The following is a 24,707-nucleotide window of genomic DNA, read 5'->3' on the forward strand; positions in this document are numbered from 1 at the left end:
ACCTACGTAAACCGCGATAGGGAAAATTCAGCTAATTTGAAACAATAAGGTTATCATGAGAACGGCATTTTATATTTCAGACGGAACCGCTATCACATCCGAAGTATTTGGCCACGCCACGCTTTCTATGTTTCCAGTGGAGTTTAACCATCAAACCATTCCATTTGTAGAAACCAAGAAAAAAGCAACGGAAATTAAAAGGCTTATCGACTCAACGGCACAGAGCTGTGGTGAGCGCCCACTGGTATTTTTTACTTTTGTAAATCCAGAGTTGTCTGAAATTATTCTTTCATCGCAAGGTGTATGTTATGACTTTTTAGCCCTTGCCAGCAAAGTAGTTAAAAAAGAGCTCAATGTTGACCCAGTGCCTAAGATTCACCGTACCCACTCAATACATGAAGCAAGTTATGACTTTCGAATTGACGCGGTTAACTATGCACTGGCCAATGACGATGGCGCAAATATAAAAGATTATGAACAAGCTGACATAATACTTGTGGGCGTTAGCCGCAGTGGTAAAACACCAACGAGTTTATACCTTGCTCTACAATACGGCATAAAAGCGGCTAATTATCCGATGACCGAAGATGATTTAGAAAAAGGTAACTACCCTAGCTGCCTACTACCGTATAAACACAAACTATTTGGCTTAACGATAAATCCAGAGAGACTGGCGGCGATTCGCGAAGGACGCATGGCCAATTCAAAGTACGCTTCATTACGTCAATGTCGTATTGAAGTGCGTGAGGTCGAAATGTTATTCAAGCGACATAAAACGCCTTACCTTAACTCAACAAGCCATTCAGTCGAAGAGATCTCCGCCAAGATTATTTCCGAGACGGGATTAACAAGACGTAAGTATTAAAAAGGCCGCTTATGCGGCCTTTTCAGTTATGCTTTAGTGCGGGCATCTTTTAGTAAGTCTGCCACCAAGAATCCTAATTCTAATACTTGGTCTGCATTAAGCCTTGGATCGCACTGAGTACGGTATCTCTGAGCTAGGTCTTCATCAGATAGACCATAAGCACCGCCAGTACATTCAGTAACATGCTGACCAGTCATTTCTAGATGCACACCACCTGGGTATGAGCCTTCGGCCTTATGTACTGCAAAGAACTGGCTTATTTCACGTAGAATATTATTGAAGCTACGAGTTTTATAGCCGGTGCTTGCTTTTTCAGTATTACCATGCATCGGGTCAGATGACCAAATTACCTTGCGGCCTTCTTCTTGAACTTTTCTGACTAGTGCCGGTAACTTCTCTGGTAGTACATCAGCCCCCATTCGTGTGATAAGCGTTAAGCGGCCAGGAATATTGTCAGGGTTGAGTGCATCGATAAGCTCGATCAGCTCGTCAGGTTTCATACCTGGGCCGACTTTAACACCGATTGGGTTTTTAATCCCACGGAAAAATTCGATGTGAGCATGATCTAGCTGGCGAGTACGCTCACCAATCCACACGAAATGCGCCGAACAGTCGTACCAGTCTCCGCTTAAATGGTCACGTCGAGTCAGTGCTTCTTCATATCCAAGCAGCAGTGCTTCATGCGAAGTATAAAGGTCTGTTTCTTTTAAACTAGGAGCAACCGCAGAGACGATACCGCAGACTTCCATAAACTCTAGTGCATCTTGGATGCGGTCTGCGAGTTGTTGAAACTTTTCTTTTAGTGGATTGGCGGCAACAAAGCTCATATTCCAGCGATTAACTTGATGTAAATCTGCAAGTCCACCCTGAGCAAACGCTCTGAGTAAGTTAAGGGTGGCGGCGCTGTGATGATAAGCGGTCATTAAGCGATTAGGATCTGGGATTCTTGCCGCTTCAGTAAATTCAAAATTGTTGATGATGTCACCGCGATACGAAGGCAAGGCGATGCCGTCAATGGTCTCGAAGTCTGATGAACGCGGTTTTGCATATTGGCCTGCCATTCGCGCAATTTTCACAACGGGGCATTTACCACCATAAGTTAATACCACTGCCATTTGTAGCAATGTCTTAAACGTGTCTCTAATATTAGCCGCGTTAAAGTCTGAGAATGACTCCGCGCAATCACCGCCTTGTAGCAAAAACGCTTTACCTTCACAGACATCCGCTAGTTGTTTATACAAACTGCGAGTCTCTTCGGCAAACACTAATGGAGGTGCGCTGTTAAGCTGTTTTTCGACTTCTTTTAATGCTGATTGATCGGGGTATTCAGGTTGCTGAACAATTGGATGATCTCTCCAACTGTCAGGACTCCATGGTTTCATTCTATTTCCTCATTCCAAGTAGTATTACTCAAAACTGAAAGTAACGTATAGACGTCTTGGCATCAAGGAAAATTTGACATTCTTTCACAATAAGAACACATCATACTTATTATTATATTTCCGAAAAGGTCAGCATCCTACATAATTGCAGTGAACAATTGTCAATAAACTAACAAGGTCTAGTTTTCCGCTTCTACAACTCACTATTTTTATTCAGGACTAAGTCGGCACTAAGCGAGTAGTCTATAAATCGAATGACATACTATGAGCTTCTATTGAGTTATGTTAAATCTCTTGTTTGCGATAGACATCAACATTCAGTGATGCCTTGAACACGAGACAAAACTGCGTACCATGCTTGCAAAGGTTTTATATGTACGCGCTGGGAGTAGTCTGCAATTGAGGCGTTATATGTTGAAATTACATTGATGAACTACACCCCGAAAGTGTATCGTTAGTACTAGGCTTCATCTTGCTTAATGCTGGTCTGTATAATTGCAACTGTAAAACTCGTATATTCGGTGCGTATATTTGAGGGAGTCCCCCACTAACCTCCAAAAGGCACATAACACAACGCCCCGAACGATTACTAAATGACGAGTGTTTAAAGTGGGTAATCTTTATCTGCTAAAGCAGTTGGCGCATGGGTCATCGAAATAAATCTGAGGAAAACAACCCTTAACTTATCTCAATACAGCGAGCCAATTTCCCCTACCTTCTAGGCCTCTGCAAAAAACTTGATAATTCAATAATATTAGAGGTGTAAACGGCAGATACAATAGATTTAACATAATATCTTGATATGGTTATAGTCCTGTTCTTTCATTGAGAATCGAAAAATAATGTCAGTATTTAGTCTTTGCATTGCAGTCATACATGGCTTGCTCTGTATGGAAAAGTAATAACGTATAACCCTTTCTTACTAGGGAATGCTTAGTTGGTAATGATTAACCCTCTCCTTTGTCGTCAATGAAAGTTACAACTAAGTCTGTGTAGCTGCCATACTTTACAAGGAACACATCATACTAGAACATCTGTCTCGTCAATAGCTCATTATCTTAGAAGCACGAAAATCCTGACCTCCACATAGCTGTATGTTAGTACCAACTTACATCTCTCAATTCCTACACTTAATTCGTGTAGTTACTCTGAGCATGTGTTTTTTTATTCGACCAGCCAATCAATAAATCGTGACTTTCACTATCACCTTAGATTAAATGGCGAACAAGCTAATATTTATAAATTAAAGAATATCTGCTATCCTATGAATAGAGAACACATCATACATCGTGTTACTTATGAAACCATCTCAGCATCTAACAAACTTAAAGGATGATGTGTTCTACAATGACACCTAAATTTTCAATTCGCTCACAATTTGACTTACTTCACGAACAATTGTCTTTATTCTGCGAAGAGTTACAGCAGTCCGATATTATCAAATCGACATATTTTGAATTGCCAAAAATTGAAAAAGAGCAGGAAGAGAAAGCCCCACTGACTATTGAAGTTAATAAGGTTTCTGGGCAAGAAGCGACAAAAATGATTGTAAGTGCTTACAAAGATTTATTTATAAATCATAAGGTCAGCGGCAAGGTCGTTCAACGACATCCTGGAATCATTTCTATCAATGACCCCAAAGGTAATTTGCAAGCACGACTTAAAGCAGTAAATGAAGCGAAGCAGAAATTTAAAGAGCTTATTCTTGAAATTCCAAACAATGATGCTCGATTTGACGCCGTACATAGTGCGGTTCCATCATTGATCACCATAGCTGGTTATAGAAAGATCCATAGTGAAACAGCCATACCTTATTCTGTTAGATTCACATGGATGACCAAACACGCTACGCGTACACTCTCAAAAGAAGCCGCTTTAGATATGCTTTCTCGTTCATCGAACTACTCAAATCCTAGAATGATTGATCAGCAATCATGGCAGTCTCTAGTTGAGCAAGAAAAAATTCGCGTCAATAGTTTAGGTGCTAACAGTAAGTTGAGAATTAGAAGACCAACGAGAGTATCGCCAGAAGTTAATGTACGCTTTACTGCGCAAAAACGTTATCACGTTAGTGCTGCACTTCCATTTATATTATTTAATCCACACCCTGAAACAAAATTAGGAGACTTATCAAATTACGAAAAAGTTGATAATCATCCGAGAAAACGCGCGTACAATTTTTTGGTAGATCGAATTTACTTAGAAAAAGTGGATTAAAAAAAGCGCCTTGTGGCGCTTTCTTAAGTTTATTTTTTAACTATTTCTTCCAATGTGTCTTCATCTATCACCTCAGCATTTTCTACAATTCTTTTACCGCCTTGAATTTCGATGCGTTTGTGATGCTTATTCAGTGCAAGAATTTCTTCACAAAACTGCGCTGATGGATGCATTTCATAAACATAGTCTATGATTTGACCCGTTTTATCATCTTTTACATTGGTAATGTTATATTCTGAGATAGCGCCCTTCTCTATGAGATCTTTCATTGTAGTTGTCATGTCACGACGAAGCGCCTTTAATTTATTTTCAGAAATATCATCTGTTGAATAAATTGAACCATATTTTTCCATAATAGATAACAATCTAAAATGATAGGTTTTACCAGGGGCCGCATAGCGCCATAGGTGATATAACCTAAGCATCATCCAACGCGATAAACCACGTTTTAATTCTTGTGCACTATTAAAGTAGTATCCTTTGTACTCTAAGTTATCAATCATGTTGTGCACAAAAGCATTTAAACAGGCTACACATTTAATGTTTCCGCCCTGCCCCTTTTTACCACTAAAGTGTAGTGATGATAGAAAGTTCATATTCGACTCGTAGAACGAATCATCGATATCTGAATTTCGGGTATCTGTGGCAGAATATTTAAATGATAGCTTTGAACCTTGCAATGCTTCGAGTGATTCTTTTATCTGCGGATAAGGCATTGACTGACCAACAGCTTTTAGCTCTTGGGCCAATTCATTCATTGAGAAAATCACGGCATACTGGATACCAGATTTAAAATTAATTTTTACGATTTTGCCTTTAGATGCTAAACGAATTAACGCTCGTTCAACTTTCTCTTCACGATCCGATGGCCAAACCAAATACTCCATATCGTCGCCATCTTTTTTCGCGCTGACCACAGCTGGAGTAATTTTGATTTCGCCTTCATAAAGAATGCCATCAACTTTCTCAGAAATACGTCGGGTAATGATGGTCTTTTTAGGCGCATCTTCCAAAGGCAATTTTTTATGACCAGAGCGAACAAAGCGGCCCCAAAGATCATAATGATTGAAGGTATTCGAATAAGCTCTTAAACCATGGGCGGCATTTTCTATCGATATCCGAACATCTTTATTGTCAGTAAATAATGCTAGACTTTCATTATCAATCGCACTTTCCACACCATGGATCTGGCCTCGTAACGAATCAGGCAAGTTATCTACTGAGATGTTCACCTTTCGGCTCATTTTTCTACTTCCAAAATTTTATGACAGCTTATAACAACATATTCGTTCAAAAAAGTTAATGACTAATGTTAGTAAAAAACTGATCCAATCACTATTTTTTGTATGAGATCTGATTTTTACTAACTCTAGAAATTTCAAGATCACCTTTTTACTAACTTGGCCCAACTTATAGCGTTAGTTACTTAAAAAAAGGTCAAATAAGCATTTATAACAGGTAAGATCATTAATAACTGTGTATAACTCAACCCTTACTTAGTACAGATCCGATCTGAACTAAGAAAAGATCCGATCTGTACTAACAAAATAGTCCGTTTTTGCTATTCAATGTTCATAACTAACTGATTTAACTTAGTATAAACTTGATCTCTAGCATTAAATTTGTGAATAACCTTGTTGATAAACTGTTCGTAAGCTAACTATCTGATTTTACCTTAGTTATTTCGTGATCTGGCAGTTGATAAAGATCAGATCTTTACTTCGTAAATTTATGATCTGTATTTTATAATCTTTTCTTTATTAATTATATAGTTAAGGTACTTTTTTATAGCTCTAGTCTTTAATACCTATATTCTAACCATATCTAAACTTTACTTACTTATACTTAAGTAAAAGAATTTATAAGTATTTTTTTGGATGTCTTGGTATTTTATTGTTTACTCCTTATTTGATGGACATTATAATGTTTACTATCAAGTAAAGGATATCGCGTATGTCAATTAATAACAAAGCACTCTCAACATATAGCTTATTAAAAGCAACTGCTGAAGTCGCAGAGCAATCGCTAGAAGGCCGTATTCAGCATTACAGAGCGCATCTTAAAACCGATGAAAAAGAGCTAAGAACTTATACCCAAAAAGCTGCTGCTGATTTACTGGGTTGCAATAATAGAACTCTCAAGAGAAGACATGATCAAGGTGATTTTGATCACTTGAACATTCAAAAAGGTGCAAATGGACATTACGCATATACTTTGGCCAATATCTTTGCAATGGCTGAAATCATGGGAGTTAACGCTGATCAGCGTAAAGAAGGCGATAAGTTGCAAGTTATTGTTATCAACTCCCTTAAAGGAGGCTGTGGCAAAACAACATCCTTAGTAAATATTGCAGCAGCCCTAGCTACAACCAATATTAAACGATACCGAATAGGGATAATCGATTTAGATCCTCAAGGTTCATCTTCAAGTTTCTTCCCGTCAAGTGACCCAGAGCCTATAACTGTAGGTGACCTTATGCGTGATTGTATTGAACTTGAAGAAAATGAAACTTGGCGTAGTGTCGTCTCTAGTGCCTTTCAATGTACTCATATACCTAATATTCGCGTATTGCCATCAGGTATGGATGATTTTTATTTTGAACATGAAACAGCAACTGAGCTCAAAGAGAGCTCAGGATATGAGCAAACGCGGCATTACCACAAACTTTATGAAAAAGTGATTGAACCAGTAGAAGATGAATTTGACATTATTTTAATTGATACCGCGCCTTCACTTAACTTTATGTTTTATAATGCGTTAATGGCATCTACAGCAATGCTAATACCAGTACACCCTGAAGCGGTTGATTTTGATGCAAATAATAAATATCTGAAGCGATTAGGCGAGATATACCACACCGTAGCTGCGCTTGGGCACGATGGTTGGGATTTTATGCAATTCTTAGTCACCAATTATGTCAAAGGTAATCATTCCCAGCGTGATATCGTCAAGGATGTCCGTAGCGCATTTGGTAGACAAGTTATGAGTTATCCAATTAACCACAGCTCAGCGATTACCGCTAGTTCATCATCGTTTAATACGATCTTTGATCAAAAAACATCAGATAGCCTAGCAAGTCGGGAGTCGTTGTTAAAAGCACAAGAAAATATCAAAGATGTAGTGGATGAGTTAGAAATGTTAATCCGTTCAAATTGGCCTTCAACTCAATCAACATTGACGCAATAAGAATAAAGGTTTCCCATGGCAAAAAAACGTAAGAATGATACTCGATTAGACCCTTTTGCGTCTCCTGTTGAAGGAAGCAGTCTTGATGACTTACTCGATCAGGCGAAAGTCGGCGATGTGATCACCATGCCGGCACCAAGCGATCCTAATCGAACCATCACTTTGACATGTCACGTTATCAGACATAAAGATATCGAACTAAAAACAAAGGTTTATGGGCAGAATAGACGAGAGCAGTCATTGCTTAATGAGCGCTCTGTTGCTGACATACTACCTGCCATTAAAAGTGACAAACGCAATTTGCACCCAGCACTGTGCTGGCAAAAAGACAATATCCAATGGGTTTTATCTGGGTCTCGTAGACGTAAAGCATGTATCTTTGCTGGTGCTGATTATGTGGTCTTATCATCGAATGATTTTAATGATGATGACGCTAAATTGCTTGCTGTTTCGTCTGATCAATATATCGCTCCCAGCCTTTGGGAGCTGGGCCAAGCTTACGCAGGTACTAAGCTTAAGTTACAAGAACAAGGTAAAAAAGGTTCATTTAGAGAAATCGCCGCCATTGAGGGGGTTTCACATACAGCGATTGCGGACGCTATCAAAGCCTATGAGCATATTCCGAAGCATGTTTTAAATTTGTATCCCACAGCCAACCATGTTGGTCGTGAGGCAGCTAAAAAAATAATTGAAGCCATTAGCTTAGATCCTGAGATGTTTAACAACATGATCCAAGAGGTGAGCACTCAGCCCTTTATGTTCGAAGAGATGACCGACGAAAAGCGTGCGTTAATGATAACAAAATATCTAACCACCTTTGAGGATAAAGCGCATCGTAATGAATCTCTGCTGGAGAGCGATTTTGTGAAAGTACAAAGGAGCTTAAAAACAGGCGATATCACCATAAAAATTGATAATCGTGTTCTTACAGGAAAGCGTTTAGAGCATCTGCAAAAAATCTTGTCTAGCTATAATTAGCTCATAAATAAGCCAAGCAATACTGAATGATTGTTTGGCTTACGTTTAAACTGACGATTCTCTGCTCCAACCAGTAAAATACCCGCGTTAAATCTGCGTATAGCCCTTTTGCTTAGTGCTTGGATCCCATATACTGGGCGGATTGGTAAAGTTTTGTGTCGTGCTGATGTCTACGCAGTTGTCTAAAGAACAATTGCTTGCCTTGTTTGAAGAAATCAAGCAAGAACAAGCAAATCAATTTCCACTTTCAGAGCGCTTTTTGAAGCAGTATTTTAATGCTCAAATGCTGAGTAAAGCTAAAGAGTATCTCAAAGACTCGCAAATTAGCTTTCTCGAACACAGCGATGATTTTTCAAAGATCGACGCGCAAATTATTGGCAACTATGGGAATACTTTCTCTCAGCACATTACTATAGAGCACAATACACGTGGGGTTCGCGTTGAAGCCCAGTGCACGTGTTCAAGTAATGCCAAATGTCGCCATATTGCAGCTGTATTACTCAAGCTAAAAATTGAACACTCTGGCGGGTTTGGTGAGGCGTATCTAATCAATGATTGGTTTAATGAATTAGAGCAGTTACAGTTAACCAAGCCCTCAGATATCAACAATGTTTTATTATTTTCTTTAGAGCTACATGGCGGTGAACTGCAGGTGATGCCAAAGCTGAGTGCTTTTAGACCTGATGGTCATTATCCTCTGGGACGGCCACTTACAGAGCAACAGATTAACAGTCAGCTGCCACCACCTGGCGTATCGGATGAAGACTTTAGATTGTTCACTTGGATCCGCTCCCAAAACTCTCCTGGCCACTTCGAATTAAGTGGTGCATGGGGATATGCCGCGCTTCAACAACTCTTACATACCAACCGCTTATATTTTCAAAATGATCGCACTCCCTTATCTTCTGCTCATCAACAAAACTTAAAGTTTGTTTGGCAGCAAGATAGTCAATACGCGCAACTTAAAGCACAACTATCTAATACTGAGCACTGGCTGCTGCTAAAAACAGATCCTCCTTATTATTTGGATACAGAGCGTATGTTGGTTGGCCGAATTAGCTCAGAGCTTAGTAGCGAAGAAATTGCACACCTATTGACGATGCCATCAGTTCCTATTGAACAGCTGATTCAGGTTGCTACACGATTTGCTGAGCTATATTCTGATGATTTAATTCAAGCGCCAGCTGGAATGACTCAGGCAGGTGTATCGAATCTATCTCCGAATGGTCATCTAACAAGTCGCTTGAGTGTCAGCTCTTCTAGCGATGGTGTCCGCCTTAAACTTACCTTAGACAATTCAAAGAAATTGTCTAGAAATGAAGTTGCAAAGCAGAGAAAAAGAAGTGAGCAGTTGCTTACTGGTTTGGGCTTGAATAATAAAGATGGGTTGTTTTCATTGCCTGTTGAAAGTGAACAAGCGGAGCATTGGTTTAACAATGAAATTCGCTTGCAATTGCTTAGCAAAGGTTGGATAGTCGAAGAGCTCAATGAAACGAGCTTAGTCACTGAGCCTAAAGTTTCGTTATCGATAAGGCGTGATAGGCATCACCATATTCTTGGCAAAGTACAATTTGATGATAAGACCGTTTTGCTAGATTGGGATGTGAAGCCGTGTCTGGAGATAAATGAACTGGCAAGCCAATATCAATATGTGAAAATAGCGGAGCAATCATATGCTGTTCCTAGTGCAAGTTATGAACTGCTGATTAAATTAAAAGAACGTTTTAGCTACTATCTTTCTAATAGCCAATTTAAGTTCCCTTTATATTTCGCTAAAGATCTATTCAATTTGAAAGATGTTGCGGTTAGTTGCGAAGATAAGCGATTACTGGAATATCTAGATGAACTGAATCATCCCAAAGAAACAAGCAATCTCATACCAGCGAGTACAAATCAGACGTTTACACTGAGGGATTATCAAGAGCAAGGGGTGAACTGGCTCAGGTTTCTTAATCGGCATCAGCTAGGTGGTATATTGGCTGACGATATGGGCCTTGGTAAAACATTGCAAGTTATCGCTTATTTTATAAATCAGCATAATACCTTGGTTAATATGCCGAGCCTGATCGTTTGTCCAACTAGCTTAGTTGGTAACTGGCAGGCCGAGTTCGCACGTTTTGCGCCTCATTTAACGCTGACCACGGTGCATGGTAGTAATCGCGAAATGCAGTTAGAGACAGTGCATAAAGCTAAATTTATTCTAACGACCTACCCGCTTCTAAAGCGTGATTTAGCGTACTACAAGGCGTTAGATTTTGATTCAATTGTACTGGATGAAGCGCAGTACATTAAAAATGAATCAGCGCAAATTTCAAAGTGTGTAAAGCAGCTAAAGGCACAGTTTAAACTCTGCTTAAGTGGTACTCCGGTGGAAAACAATTTGTTGGAGCTTAAGTCATTGCTAGACTTTGTTATGCCCGATATCTTAGGTACTCGACAACAATTCAAACAGTATTTTCAATATCCTATTGAAAAAGAACAAGATACAGCGCGAGCGAAGGAGCTACACAGTGTCATTGCACCTTTTATTTTACGTCGCACCAAGGCGCAAGTGGTACAAGAGCTTCCTGCCAAAACTGAATTAGTTAAAGAGTTAGAATTTTCACCGAAACAAGCGCAGCTATATGCAAGTGTGCAGCAACAAGTTGAGAGCAACCTATTAAACCTATTTAAAGAACAAGGTGTGCAGCGCAGTAAGTTAATGTTTTTGGATGCATTGCTTAAGTTGCGGCAGATCTGTTGTCATTCTCAGTTAGTTGACAAACAAAGCGATGCTTCAAGCGCAAAGCTGGATTGGCTGAGTCAACATTTACCCATTATGTTAGAACAAGGACGCCGGGTCATTATTTTTAGCCAGTTTACCACGGTATTGGATTTAATCGCCCAACAGTGCACTGAGCTTGATTTACCCTACACCATGTTAACAGGACAAACTAGGCATAGAGATAAAGCCATACAAGCCTTTACAAGTGGTGAATGTAACGTATTTTTGATCAGTCTCAAAGCCGGTGGTACGGGGCTGAACTTAACTCAGGCTGATACGGTGATCCATTTTGATCCCTGGTGGAACCCCGCTGTCGAGAACCAAGCAACTGATAGAGCATATCGCATTGGCCAAGACAAACCTGTGTTTGTTTACAAGCTGATAATGGCAAATTCAATAGAGCAGAAGGTCTTCAATATGCAGGTTCAAAAACAAGCGTTGGTTGATGCATTGTTTGAGGATAAGTCTATGAATTTAAATAAGTTTGATGAAGAGCAAATGTTGTCTTTATTGCGCTGATGCAATTAATTGATAAAGTTTGAATTTAATTTTGAACTAAATCTCAATGTGGGCAGTCTATAATTATGCTTGTTGGTAGCGATGAGCATTTGTTGATTTCCCCCCTTGATTACCATTTGTAATAAAGCCAGCGAAAGCTGGCTTTTTTGTTTCTAGCATTTTTTCTTGTACGGTTCTAAATTCCATATTTACTCCACATTGTTAGGTTGAAATATCAACACTGATAATTTAACCCTGCTAGCAGGTGTCCGGTTAATCAAAATGAAAGGATACACAAACATGTGTGGTGAAACGGCTTCTACCCAACTGAAATTTATAGAACCACAATCACAATATGATTACGATCTATTAGATGAAGTAGCTAAAAGCGAGGATCTCAATAGTATTCTAACCATGTTATTATTAGACGACACTTTATCTGATTCATTACGTCGAAAGGCGCTCAAGCAATTGAGGGCTAAGTAGAATATAAAACGTCCAAAGAGGAACTATGCACCATATTTTAATTGTTGAGGATGACTTTGATATTGCAGAGCAAGTTATGTTGTTCTTTAAAGCCTCTGGCTTTCAAACTACTCATATTGCTGATGGTGCACAGGTCGTGCCTTGGGTGCAAGACAACCAGCCCGATGCAATCGTGATGGATATAATGCTGCCCAATCAAGATGGTGTGGAGTGCATGAAGCAAATTAGACTGTTCTCTATGGTTCCGATTGTGATGATGACAGCGAAGGTTGCAGAAGCTGACAGGCTCAAAGGGTTAGAATTCGGCGCTGATGATTATGTGTGTAAGCCATTTAGTGCTGCAGAGTTGGTGATGCGCATCAAAGCTATTTTAAGGCGCTGTTTACCCACAGCAGAGACTCAGCAGAAGGTGATTGTGGACGAGTCACAATTGAGTGTCGCTATTTGCAACAAATCACTTTCGCTGACGAAAGTTGAATTTGACGTGTTTGCCTTGTTGTACAATGCCCCGAGTAGAGTATTCTCTCGCCAACAAATCTTAGACTTTATTCAGCCGGATAACTTTGATATCTCGGACCGTGTCATTGATAGCCATATTAAAAATATCCGTAAAAAGGTTAAACAATTAGGTTTTTCAGCCAAACTCATTGGCTCGGTGTATGGTGCCGGTTACCGTTATGACGCGCAACAACTGGAAGATGGCACTAGTTAACCTCTGCTGCACGTAAGCAAGTTTTTCCAATAAAGCTAATATGCCTCTTTTCGTTACTTTCATTTTTAATAACTTGCTATTACTCAAAATGCCATGGTAATGGGCGAAATATCATCATTGGATGCTAAAATAGCAAAGAGTTAACTACTCATTTTATCAAAACTCTTATTTACAGCTGAGGTTAATTAAGTGCTTGTAACGACTCACTAAGGTATCATCAGCTATAAGAGAAATATCTTTGAGATAAAGTATGCTTGATGCCGTTATATCACAAATAAGTTGGTTCCATGTTGTGTCTGTGGGCGTTGGTACGCTGCTTGCCCTTCCCTGGTATTTGATACAGCGACAGCGACTTTCTTCACAATTATCTACCCTAGAACAAAATCTAGCGCAGCAGGGATCACAAAGTTCCATACTTGAGCAACAACTTGCTCAGCTACAAGATGATAAACTGCAGTTGCATGGCCATTGTCAGCAATATCAAGCTCGATTATCTGAGAAGCAACAGCAGGCTGAGCAATATCAACGGTTATGGCAGCAATGTGAACAGTCACTGGCACAAAGCCGAGAGCAATCTCACGGACTGGAAATTGAACTGACAGATTTGAAAACCACTCTTGAACAAAAACAACAAGCTTTTGATGCCCAAATCGCTCAGTTAGAAAAGTCCAAAGCACTGCTAAAGCAAGAGTTTGAAAACATAGCAAATCAGATATTTGAAGAAAAAACTGCGCGCTTTAATATTCAAAGCCAAGAACGGTTGAGCCAGATACTGCAACCAGTACAAGGTGAGTTGAAGGGCTTTCGAGATAAAATGGAAGCCATTCATAGTGAAGAATTAAAGCAAAGAGCATCGCTAAAAACTGAACTGATGCATTTACAGGCGAATAATAAGTCAATTACAGAGCAAGCTGATAGGCTGACTACTGCGTTACAGGGTCAGAAGAAAACCCAAGGTAATTGGGGAGAGTTAATGCTTGAAAATGTACTGGATAGCGCTGGGCTAAGAGCTGGCTTTGATTACAAACGAGAAGTGTCATTTACCACTGAGCAAGGAAAGTTTCGTCCAGATGTGATTGTGTATTTGCCGCAGCAACGGCATCTAGTGATAGACGCTAAAACATCACTCAATGCCTATACTCGTTATGTTAACGCGGATAGTAATGAACAAGCGCAACGCGCTTTGGTTGAGCATTGCCAGGCTATTCAGGCCAGAATAAAGGAGCTGGGAGACAAATCCTACGAGCGGTTACCTGGGTTGAACTCTCCCGAGGTCGTGATCATGTTTATCCCTGTAGAGTCTGCTTTTGTGGAGGCGATAAAGCATAACCCTGGGCTTTATCAGCAAGCGTTAGACATGAATGTATTAGTTGCTACACCAACTACTTTATTGACGAGCCTCAACATTGTTAAACAATTATGGAAGTTTGAAGAACAAAGCAAGCACAGTAGAGAACTTGCACAAAGAGCTGAAAAGTTTTACAACAAGCTTAATGCTTTCTTAAATAGTATGGATGGTGTTGGCAAACAATTAGACAAGGCAAAAGAAAGCTATGATAAAGCTTTCGCTCAACTATATAGCGGTAAGGGTAATTTAATAAAGCAGGCTTCTGAATTTAAAGAGCTGGGCGTATCGGTAAATAAATCTTTGCCTTCTGAAATGACTGAAAAGGCTCGCCTAGAGCTGGAGTAATGTTAACCCCCTTTACACTGGCAAATTAGCCAGTGTAACGGTTATTCGGGTTGCTACATTGCGCATATGTACCGTTGCGGGGTTTGCCAACAAACAGGTTTATGTTGAGGTTATAGTGGTTTACATCTCGCCATATTCGACTGTTGGTCGAAGGACATAGTGACCCTTTTATGTATTGTGTTAACTGTTGCTCACTCATCGCCAATCGATTCGGCATTTCAATCAAAATATTGATGTCTGAATTTGTAAATTCCGCATCGTAGAACTGCCAGTTCCCCATAATGAACTGTTTTGAGAAATAACGAGAAATCCTTTGTTTTTGCTCTTTTTCAAGCACTGGTATATCACGCCCGTGGGATGTTTCTAACAACTTTGCCCAAAGCATTGCAAAAATGGCAAAACCAATAAGTAGGGTAAAAATGATCGTTGCACTTTGTCCATTTTTTTTCGCTGGCGCTTGTTGCTTTTTAGAGCGCGATTCTACAATTTTGGCCCAGTCTCCATGTTTCATGGTGCGTTGTGTCATTCATTTGTCCTCCGTCTGTGATTGCTATTAGAAGCAAAAAATGTGTAAGAAAAATGGAGCTATTAAGGAATCAGTCAAAAGATTATGGAAGTGAGAAGCTTTAGTGTTCCTGAACAAATAAGGAGAAAGTTAAAAGATTGCTTTTAGAGCAAAAAGATACTGCGTGCAGGCCAACTAAGATCTGCTGCAATCAATCAGCATACTAGTGTGTAGCCAAGTTAGTAATAATCTGATCTGCATGTGTTACCTTATCTGTTTTAGATATTCACTGCTATCGTCTGCAAATAGCTGAACATTTGGAGTACACCATTTGGATGAAGGTCATTAAATCCAGCCTTTAAAGCCCAGATCACAAATTTACTAACTAAAATTCCTTTGAAGCATGATTTGTAGTTTTGTGTAACCCCTTACTTCTTCTATTCTTTTAAATTCAAAGACATGTAAATTTTTTGTGTGCTTAATAAACTGGGAAAAGCCATGTTATTGATTGATAAAGGAATATATACTAATTCGTTTACTGACGTTATTATGACAAGCGCTCGTTATATACAAAGTAGGGTAAGCCATCTGTATTACAATAAAGCTGCATGTAATTTGGTGTTTTTTGTACTGTTTTTTCTGAACAGGCTCTATATATCGTGTTCTAATAGAAGGTTATGGAAAAATGTAAAGGGGGTTTACAAATTGAGTATTTGGCAACAATGAGGCCTACTAACATTATTAATCAACGAGTTAGTAAAATTTCGGTTTACCTGCTTGTGAGTTGGTAAAATTTTGATTTATTTACTCTGCAAGTTAGTAAAATAGTGTTCCAGCACAATGTAGGTTAGTAAAATTTTGCTTTGTAGCGTGGCCAAATGATAGTGAGTATTTTCAGATGGTTGATAATGTGCCGCTTTTTCCCTTGTTTTAGTGCCTAAAAGGCTGAGATTACTCTATATATGGCATTGCCATGATGATTTGGTAAAATTCTGATCCATTACTTATAGCGCCATTAAAAAAGGGGCCTATCGGCCCCTGAGTTAAGGAACAACCTTGATTGGTATTAGAATTGGTTCATGGTGTTTGCTTCTCCCCCCGCTTTGAGAGCGTTTTCTCCAGAGAAGTACTCTTTATGTGTATCACCAATGTTAGAACCGGCTAAATCTTGGTGCTTAACGGATGCTTGCTCACGACGAATTTCTTGTCGCTGTACATCTCGCACGTATGCAAGCATACCCAAGTCACCAAAGTAACCTTCAGCCAAAATATCCGTGCTTAATGCCGCGGTGTGGTATGTTGGTAAAGTGATTAGGTGATGGAAAATCCCTGCCTCACGCGCACCATCGCGTTGGAAGTTTTGTACCAATATGTCCGCAGCCGCTGCCAGTTCTGAGTTATCCAACTGAGGGTCCATAAGCGCTTTTGCATCTTGACTTGGGTCTGGGTACTGAGAAAGGTCCCTCCCCTCTTCTTGCCACTGTGTATATACTTGTTCGCGGAATTTCAGCGTCCAGTTAAATGACGGTGAGTTGTTGTATACAAGCTTTGCGTTTGGAACTTGCTCTTTAACTCGATTGACCAGTTCAGCGATTTGTTGAACATTAGGCTTTTCTGTTTCGATCCAAAGGAGGTCTGCTCCTGACTGAAGGCTTGTAACACAGTCCAGCACTACTCGGTCTTTTTCCGTGCCAGCTCTGAATTGATATAAGCCATTGTCTAAGCGAACAGGTTTGCGCAGTTCTCCGTCAAGCTTAATGGCCATTTCCCCATCTTGAAGATCGTCTGCATTATTAACTGGTGTGGTGTCTAAAAATGCGTTGTATTGACTAGCTAAATCGCCAGGCGCTTTTGATACGGGTATCTTTTGCGTCAGGCTAGCGCCTAGCGAGTCTGTACGTGCCACGATAATGCCATCTTCTACGCCTAGCTCAAGGAATGCGTAGCGCACTGCGTTGATTTTAGCTAAGAAATCTTCATGCGGAACGGTTACTTTGCCTGCTTGGTGACCACACTGTTTTGCATCAGAAACTTGGTTTTCGATTTGAATCGCACACGCGCCCGCTTCTATCATTTTTTTTGCCAGCAGGTAGGTTGCTTCTTCGTTACCAAAACCGGCGTCAATATCGGCGATGATAGGAACAATATGCGTTTCAAAGTTATCAATTTTTTCGACAAGTGCGCTGCTATCCAAGCCTTTAGCATTGGCCTCGTCCAACTCACGGTAAAGGTGATCTAACTCGCGAGCGTCCGCTTGCTTTAAAAATGTGTAAATCTCTTCAATCAAGCTTGGAACTGCTGTCTTCTCGTGCATACTTTGGTCTGGTAGCGGGCCAAACTCTGAGCGCAATGCAGCCACCATCCAGCCGCTTAAATAGACATATGAGCGTTTGGTTGTTTTTTGGTGCCTCTTGATTGCCATCATCATCTGCTGAGCAGTAAAACCATGCCAGCAGCCTAATGATTGAGTGTATTGACTGCTATCAAGATCATAAGCATTCATGTCTTCGCGCATAACTTTAGCGGTATACTTGGCAATGTCCAAACCCGTTTTAAAGCGGTTTTGCAAGTTCATTCTGCTGGCAAATTCTGGACTGATTGATTGCCAAGTTTTACCTTGTGTTTGACAAAGGGTAGTGAACTTATCTAGCTGTGATTGATAACGAGTCATAATTAAATTCCTTCGAACGGGTTAAATATTTTAAGTTGTGAGAGTTGCGCACTGGTCTAGCCACTGACGCTTAATTACACACTAGGCCCGAAATGTAGATTTTTTAAATTTATAGTTGTTATTGTGAGTATATTTTTCGTGAATGTATTTTGGGGTTTGTTTTGTGCTCAAATGCGATATGGTTATTTTAAACCCGTTCAAAATCGACTTAGGATCACCGTTATGCATGCAAGCGTACAAGAGGCAGGATTGACTATCGATCAATGCCTATATGACTTTGTAAATCAACAGGCTTTGCCTGGCACAGGGCTTACTCAGGAAGCTTTTTGGCAAGGCTTTGCCTGTATCATCGATACCCTCTCACCCTTGAATAAGGCATTGCTTAGCAAGAGAGACTTATTGCAACAGCAAATAGACGCGTTCCATCAACAACACCCTAAGTGGGATGCGCTACAGTATCGGACATTTTTAGAAGATATTGGTTATTTACATAGCGAACCTGAAGGAGTTTGCATTGATACTCTCAATGTTGAACCTGAAATAGCCCTTGCTGCGGCACCTCAGTTGGTAGTACCGGTAAGTAACGCGCGATTTGCATTGAATGCTGCTAATGCTCGTTGGGGGTCCCTGTACGATGCTTTGTATGGCACAGACTTACTGCCTGAAGACGATGGTGCAGAAAAGACATCGGCTTATAACCCTGTTCGTGGCTTTAAAGTAATGGCGTATGTACGTCAGTTTCTAGACCAAGCGTTGCCACTTGCCCATGGCTCACACATCGAAAGTAGCGGTTATGCGGTGTTAGGTGGCAAGTTGGTTGTCACATTAAACGATTCGACACAGGTTGCATTGGCGTTTGAAGAGCAATTCGTTGGTTATCAGGGACAGCCACAAAATCCCACCGCGATCTTGTTAAAACACCATGATCTACATATTGAAATTCAAATTGATCCACACAGCACAATCGGGCAGGCCGACAAAGCTGGAATAAAAGACGTGTTACTTGAGTCTGCGCTGACAACCATTATGGATTGTGAGGATTCGGTTGCGGCTGTTGATGCGCAAGACAAGGTTCTGGTGTACCAAAATTGGCTGGGGCTGATGCAAGGTACATTGTCTGAGTCATTTTCAAAACAAGGACAGACGATCACACGTCGATTGAATGACGATCGACACTATATCAGCAAGCATGGCGAGCCAATCACGCTAAAAGGCCGCAGTATGATGTTTGTGCGAAATGTTGGGCACTTGATGCGCAACCCCGCAATAGTTGATAAGCATGGTGAGCAAGTATTCGAAGGGATCATGGATGCGGTGATCACCGCACTGTGTGCGTTGCATGACCTCCAAGGCTGCAGCTCAGTTCATAATTCAAGTGCGCAAAGCATCAATATTGTTAAGCCGAAAATGCATGGCCCTGAAGAAGTCGCTTTCACAGAGCAATTATTTAGTGAAGTTGAAGCATTGTTACGACTACCGACCAATACTATAAAGTTGGGGGTAATGGACGAAGAACGCAGAACATCAGTGAACCTAAAAGCATGTATCGCACAAGCAAAATCCAGAGTTGTGTTTATCAATACAGGGTTTTTGGACCGCACGGGCGATGAAATTCATACCTCAATGTTTGCAGGTCCTGTGTTACCAAAAGCACAGATAAAATCTCAACCTTGGATTGCATCATATGAAGATCGCAACGTCGATATTGGGCTGGCGTGTGGATTCAGTGGCAAAGCACAAATAGGTAAGGGGATGTGGCCCATGCCTGATAAAATGGCATTGATGATGCAGCAAAAGCAGGCTCACCTTGAAGCGGGCGCAAACACCGCATGGGTGCCCTCGCCCACCGCTGCGACCTTACATGCGATGCACTATCACTTTGTGGATGTGTTTGAAAAGCAACGTGAACTAATGACTCGCCAACAGGCTTCGTTGGATGATTTATTAACGCCACCTCTATTGTTAGATAGAGCACTGAGCAAAGAGGATATTCAAGCCGAGTTGGATAACAATATTCAGGGTATTTTGGGATATGTTGTACGCTGGATAGATCAGGGTATAGGTTGTTCTAAAGTGCCCGATATTAATCATGTAGGCTTAATGGAAGACCGAGCAACATTGCGGATTTCAAGTCAGCATATAGCAAATTGGCTAAAGCATGAGATCTGTAGTGTGGAACAAGTGAAGCAAACATTTGCGCGTATGGCCCACGTTGTTGATAGTCAAAACCAACATGATACGAATTACCGTCCAATGGCCGTGGATGAACAGTCTTTAGCAACTAATTTAGCTTTTCAAGCTGCACAAGAGTTGGTGTTTAAGGGAGCACAACAACCCAATGGGTACACCGAACCCCTGCTACATGCGTACAGACTGAAGTATAAAGCGCAGACTCAAAAGTAACATTGACGAATAAAGAAACAGCCCCGTTTATACTGGGCTGTTTCTTTTGTAGGGTCAAAAGTGCTTGCCAAATATATCTTGTTCAATAACTATGGGTAATAAATTTCTTAACCGTAGAAAGCCTATGTTGTTGAAAAAATCTTTTACTTTTATAAGTTTACTCTCTTTGTTGAGCCTGGTGAATGCAAAGGCGTTGGCTCAGCAGCCAAATTTAGACTTACAAGAGCATAGCTTTGCGCAATTGCAGAGATTAGTTGATGAACAGCAGCTCACATACCAACAAATTACTCAGTACTACCTGACACGTATCGCACTGCTTGATGAAGATGGCCCCAAATTAAATGCAATCATGAGGGTTAACCAACGTGCCATTGAGATTGCCAAAGAAAAAGACCGCGCACACTCAACGATACAAGAGCATGGCCTCTTGTTTGGCATGCCCATCATTATTAAAGATAACATTGAAACTGAGGGGAATATGCCAACTACAGCAGGTGCCATTGCACTACAACACAATCACGCTAGGCAAGATGCGCAGCTTGTTAGCCGAATTAAAGCCGCTGGGGCGATAATTTTAGGTAAAGCCAATTTAAGTGAATGGGCTAATTTCAAATCAACACAAAGTGCTAGTGGTTGGAGTGATGTTGGCGGACAAACCAAAAACCCTTATGTTTTGAATCGTACCCCTTGTGGCTCAAGTTCGGGCTCGGCGGTGGCTGTGGCAGCCAACCTAACAGCGGGCGCGGTTGGAACAGAGACGGATGGTTCTATCACCTGCCCTGCTGCCCACACAGCCACCGTAGGGTTAAAGCCTACAGTAGGATTAGTCTCTACTGAAGGCGTTATACCATTATCTCATTCTCAAGATTCCCCCGGCCCAATGACCAGAACAGTTGCAGACGCAGCGGTGATGTTAGAGGTGCTGACAGCAAAGCCTGAGGGGTATTATCAAAAGCACTTAAAGGCAAATGGTTTGAACGGCAAGCGCATCGGTATTGCCCGCAATATCAGCGACTTTAATGAGGTGGCCAGCACTGCATTTAAACGAGCCATTGAAGTATTAAAGAGTCAGGGCGCGACTATCGTCGATAACTTAACTTTGGACTATCAAGAAGAGTTGGGTCAGGCTGAGTTTGATATTTTACTTTATGAATTTAATGAAGGTGTTAACCGATACTTAGCTAAGACGCCAGATACGGTCGCTGTTAAGTCACTCGCTCAGTTGATAGCCTTTAATGCCACTTTGTCTGAACAAAGATTTAATCAAGGCTTATTGGAAATGACTGGGAAAAAAGGTGGCTTAAACAGTGAAGCTTATCTTGCTGCCAAACGAGTGGTGACAGAAAAAGCGCAGCACAAAGGTATCGATCAACTGTTAACTGAGCATCAATTAGACGCATTAGTCGCGCCCACTAATGGTCCTGCTTGGGTAATAGATACAGTAAATGGTGACAGCTACACTGGGTTAAGTTCTAGCCCTTCTGCTATTGCTGGGTATCCAATAATAACGGTGCCTATGTCTGAACATCGCGCTCTTCCCTTAGGACTCTCCTTCTTTAGTGGAGCCAATCAAGAAGGAAAACTACTGGAGCTGGGCTATGCATTTGAACAGGCGACCAAGGTAAGGAAATCACCGTATTTTATTCTTAGTATTGACGATTGAAATAGTTGTAAAGCCCCTTTACGATTTAGGTAACAGAAGAGAAGAGAAAAGCTGTAATGATAGAAACACCTAGGCTTCGGCTAAGGCTGATGAGAGAACATGATTGGCCATTGTTTGTTAAGCTACACACCAATGAGCGGGTTCTTGAATGGGTCTCGGATACCATGTCGGAGGCCGAGATTCACGCAAAGTTTCAACAGCGATGTGAAGAAAATGAATCTTGGCATAAAGAACGGTCACAGTGGTTGACGTTAGTGATCGAATGCAAAGAAACCTGCGAGTTAGTTGGGTTGCACGGATTTTTAGCGATGTGGCATCCATATCAGCAAGCAGAATTGGGATTTATGATACTGCCTGAATTTCAAGGGGTAGGATATGCGAAGGAGTCAACAGCAGCGGTGATTGATTTTACTCTCATTGAATGCGGTTTTCACAAACTCATAGCGACTGTTTCTGAAGGAAACGAAGCTTCATTTGGTTTGCTAACAGCGTTAGGGTTTGTGCATGAAGGCACGTTGAAAGATAACTTCAAAATCGCGGGAAAGTGGATTCATGACCAAAAGCTTGCATTGATCGCAAATAATTGACCTCTTCTACTTGCTGGGTAGATATTAAGCTCTGATTTTAAAAAAGGAATGAAGCGACAATGAAACACTGTGTAATTGCTTTGGGCGTAAGCCTTGTTATGAATAGCGCATTGGCTGTTGAAAAGCCCCTTGAGTTGATAGACGTTTTTGACCTTGAGTATGCTAACCAAATTGAGTTCAGTGATGATGGCAAACTAGTGTATTTTGTGCGCAATCGCATGGACATTAAAACCGATAAAAAAATCAGTAATATTTGGTCAGTCGATGTAAAGACTAAGCAACTGCAACCTGTCACCAGTGGTGTCCATATCGATTATGCGCCAATCCTTTCTCCTCAAGGAGATCGCTTAGCATTTATCTCAACTCGAGATGGTAGTAGTCAAATATATGTTAAATGGCTGAGTACAGGAGCCGTAGCGAAAATTAGCAACTTGACGCAATCACCACGCAACCTTACCTAGACACCTGATGGCAAGCACATTGTTTTTAGCCAGTTTGTGAGTGCTTCGGCGAAAACACCTGTTAGTTTAGCTGGCAAACCAAAAGGCGCTGACTGGGCAAAGCCCCCCGTTTATATTGATGATGTTTACTACCGTGTAGATGGTGCTGGCTATAAAAAAGCGGGCTTTACTCATTTGTTTAGTATTGATGCCAATGGTGGTAATGCACAACAGTTGACGACAGGAGAGTTTAATCATGGCGGTAGAGTAAGCTTTAGTGCTGATGGTAAAACGCTCTATTTTTCTGCTAACCGACATGCCGACTATAGATTAAAACCGACAAATACTGAGGTGTATGCTTTAGATATGAGCTCATTGGAGGTTGCAGCTATCACAGAGCGCGTTGGTCCAGATAGATCGCCAACGATTTCTCCAAATGGACGTTTCCTAGCTTATTTGGGATATAACGATAAACGTACCAACTACGAAAATGCCGATATCTATGTACTGGATTTACACAGCGATGAAACGCGTGTGCTGACTCAAAAGCTTGACCGAAGCGTGAGCCATATTCAGTGGGACGCACAAAGCCGTGGTCTTTATTACAGTTACGATTCTCAAGGTCAAACAGTTGTCGCACACCAACCACTCAAAGGCGATGCTAAAGTCATTACGAAGAAAGTGGGCAGTGAGTCCTTTGGGCGACCTTACTCTGGCGGAAGTTTTGATGTAAGTGCAAAGGGAGATGTTGCTTTTACACTTGCAGATACACAAAGACCTGCTGATGTTGGATTAATACAAAGAGGGAAAACAGAACGCTTAACTCAACTGAACGAAGATGCGTTAGGTAATAAGGCGCTGGGTAAGGTCGAGGAGATCTGGGTTAAATCTAAACATGATCAATTGGATATTCAGGGGTGGGTTGTATATCCTCCTGGGTTTGACAGCAGCAAAAAGTACCCACTGGTATTGGAGATACATGGTGGCCCAGTGGCAAACTACGGCCCTCACTTTAGCGCAGAAGCACAACTCTTTGCAGCTAAAGGCAGTGTCGTTCTATACATGAATCCACGAGGGAGTGACTCTTACGGTAAGGCATTTGCGCAGACAATTCATCACAATTATCCAAGTAACGACTTTGATGATCTCATGACAGGTGTTGATACATTGATTAGTAAAGGGTTTATTGATGAGAAAAGGCTATTTGTTACTGGCGGTTCCGGTGGCGGGGTATTAACAGCCTGGATTGTTGGCCATACCGATAGGTTTGCAGCAGCGGTAGTTGCCAAACCAGTGATTAATTGGTTCAGCTTTGTATTAACTGCTGATTATTATCCATTTTTCACAGATTATTGGTTTCCTGGCAAGCCGTGGGAGCATACAGAACATTATATGAAACGCTCCCCTATAAGTTATGTGGGTAATGTTAAAACACCAACCATGCTACTGACAGGAGATGCAGACTATCGCACGCCTATCTCGGAAACTGAGCAGTATTATCAAGCGCTTAAGCTACAGGGTGTTGAAACCGCTATGGTGCGTATTCCTGATGCATCACATGGGATCACAGCTCGCCCTTCTAATTTAATGAACAAAGTGGCCTATATTCAATGGTGGTTTGACAAACACAGTAGTAACTAGTTGTTTTTGTTATACC

At 41.0% G+C, this 24,707-nt stretch carries 16 protein-coding genes and 1 pseudogene; 12 read left to right on the forward strand and 5 right to left on the reverse strand.

Annotated features, from left to right (window positions below):
• Nucleotides 1-55: 55 nt before the first annotated feature.
• Nucleotides 56-865 carry a pyruvate, water dikinase regulatory protein gene (locus L1070_RS02815; RefSeq protein ID WP_237124396.1) on the forward strand — a complete coding sequence of 270 codons (810 nt, stop codon included), beginning with the start codon at nt 56-58 and terminating at the stop codon, nt 863-865.
• Nucleotides 866-891: 26 nt separating this feature from the next.
• Here L1070_RS02815 and L1070_RS02820 read toward each other — a convergent pair whose 3' ends face one another.
• The gene (locus L1070_RS02820; protein ID WP_070985882.1) at nt 892-2,247 is read right to left on the reverse strand and encodes a 3-deoxy-7-phosphoheptulonate synthase class II; all 1,356 of its coding nucleotides are present in this window, start codon (nt 2,245-2,247) and stop codon (nt 892-894) included.
• A gap of 1,347 nt (nt 2,248-3,594) precedes the next feature.
• Here L1070_RS02820 and L1070_RS02825 point away from each other — a divergent pair.
• Nucleotides 3,595-4,464: a DNA replication terminus site-binding protein gene (locus L1070_RS02825; protein WP_237124397.1), complete on the forward strand. Its 870-nt coding sequence runs from the start codon at nt 3,595-3,597 to the stop codon at nt 4,462-4,464.
• A 29-nt stretch (nt 4,465-4,493) separates the two neighbouring features.
• On the opposite strand, the gene L1070_RS02830 is transcribed toward L1070_RS02825, so the two are convergent.
• Nucleotides 4,494-5,708 (reverse strand): replication protein A, encoded by a 1,215-nt coding sequence (locus L1070_RS02830; RefSeq protein WP_070985884.1) that lies wholly within the window; start codon nt 5,706-5,708, stop codon nt 4,494-4,496.
• A 709-nt stretch (nt 5,709-6,417) separates the two neighbouring features.
• Between L1070_RS02830 and L1070_RS02835 the strand changes: the two genes are divergently transcribed.
• The 3 genes from L1070_RS02835 to L1070_RS02845 all read left to right on the forward strand — a co-directional run bounded on the left by L1070_RS02835 (nt 6,418) and on the right by L1070_RS02845 (nt 11,911).
• Entirely contained in the window at nt 6,418-7,650 is a 1,233-nt protein-coding gene (locus L1070_RS02835) for an AAA family ATPase (RefSeq protein ID WP_070985885.1), read from the forward strand.
• Between the two features lie 15 nt (nt 7,651-7,665).
• Entirely contained in the window at nt 7,666-8,628 is a 963-nt protein-coding gene (locus tag L1070_RS02840) for a transcriptional regulator (protein ID WP_070985886.1), read from the forward strand.
• 166 nt (nt 8,629-8,794) lie between these two features.
• Complete coding sequence (locus L1070_RS02845; protein ID WP_237124398.1) at nt 8,795-11,911, forward strand: DEAD/DEAH box helicase; 3,117 nt, start codon at nt 8,795-8,797, stop codon at nt 11,909-11,911.
• Between the two features lie 63 nt (nt 11,912-11,974).
• On the opposite strand, the gene L1070_RS20315 is transcribed toward L1070_RS02845, so the two are convergent.
• Nucleotides 11,975-12,097, reverse strand: a complete 123-nt coding sequence (locus L1070_RS20315; RefSeq protein ID WP_275423229.1) for a hypothetical protein — start codon at nt 12,095-12,097, stop codon at nt 11,975-11,977.
• Nucleotides 12,098-12,172: 75 nt separating this feature from the next.
• On the opposite strand from L1070_RS20315, the gene L1070_RS02850 reads away from it, so the two are divergent.
• The 3 genes from L1070_RS02850 to rmuC all read left to right on the forward strand — a co-directional run bounded on the left by L1070_RS02850 (nt 12,173) and on the right by rmuC (nt 14,781).
• The gene (locus tag L1070_RS02850) at nt 12,173-12,376 is read left to right on the forward strand and encodes a hypothetical protein (RefSeq protein ID WP_237124399.1); all 204 of its coding nucleotides are present in this window, start codon (nt 12,173-12,175) and stop codon (nt 12,374-12,376) included.
• Between the two features lie 25 nt (nt 12,377-12,401).
• The gene (locus L1070_RS02855; RefSeq protein WP_070985890.1) at nt 12,402-13,088 is read left to right on the forward strand and encodes a response regulator; all 687 of its coding nucleotides are present in this window, start codon (nt 12,402-12,404) and stop codon (nt 13,086-13,088) included.
• Between the two features lie 250 nt (nt 13,089-13,338).
• A complete protein-coding gene (rmuC, locus tag L1070_RS02860) occupies nt 13,339-14,781 on the forward strand; it encodes a DNA recombination protein RmuC (protein ID WP_237124400.1) in 1,443 nt (480 codons plus the stop codon).
• A gap of 25 nt (nt 14,782-14,806) precedes the next feature.
• Here rmuC and L1070_RS02865 read toward each other — a convergent pair whose 3' ends face one another.
• Together L1070_RS02865 and L1070_RS02870 are read right to left on the reverse strand one after the other, a co-directional pair.
• The gene (locus L1070_RS02865; RefSeq protein WP_070985892.1) at nt 14,807-15,307 is read right to left on the reverse strand and encodes a hypothetical protein; all 501 of its coding nucleotides are present in this window, start codon (nt 15,305-15,307) and stop codon (nt 14,807-14,809) included.
• Nucleotides 15,308-16,352: 1,045 nt separating this feature from the next.
• Complete coding sequence (locus L1070_RS02870) at nt 16,353-17,957, reverse strand: isocitrate lyase (protein WP_237124401.1); 1,605 nt, start codon at nt 17,955-17,957, stop codon at nt 16,353-16,355.
• Nucleotides 17,958-18,179: 222 nt separating this feature from the next.
• On the opposite strand from L1070_RS02870, the gene L1070_RS02875 reads away from it, so the two are divergent.
• The 4 genes and pseudogenes from L1070_RS02875 (at nt 18,180) to L1070_RS02890 (ending at nt 24,691) form a co-directional block, all read left to right on the forward strand.
• Entirely contained in the window at nt 18,180-20,360 is a 2,181-nt protein-coding gene (locus L1070_RS02875) for a malate synthase G (protein ID WP_237124402.1), read from the forward strand.
• 124 nt (nt 20,361-20,484) lie between these two features.
• Nucleotides 20,485-22,023: an amidase gene (locus tag L1070_RS02880; protein WP_237124403.1), complete on the forward strand. Its 1,539-nt coding sequence runs from the start codon at nt 20,485-20,487 to the stop codon at nt 22,021-22,023.
• 56 nt (nt 22,024-22,079) lie between these two features.
• A complete protein-coding gene (locus tag L1070_RS02885) occupies nt 22,080-22,610 on the forward strand; it encodes a GNAT family N-acetyltransferase (RefSeq protein ID WP_070985895.1) in 531 nt (176 codons plus the stop codon).
• Between the two features lie 59 nt (nt 22,611-22,669).
• Nucleotides 22,670-24,691: pseudogene (locus L1070_RS02890) on the forward strand (S9 family peptidase).
• Nucleotides 24,692-24,707: the final 16 nt, after the last annotated feature.

Source organism: Pseudoalteromonas sp. MMG022 (assembly GCF_021654245.1).
In the GTDB taxonomy this organism is placed as follows: domain Bacteria; phylum Pseudomonadota; class Gammaproteobacteria; order Enterobacterales; family Alteromonadaceae; genus Pseudoalteromonas; species Pseudoalteromonas amylolytica.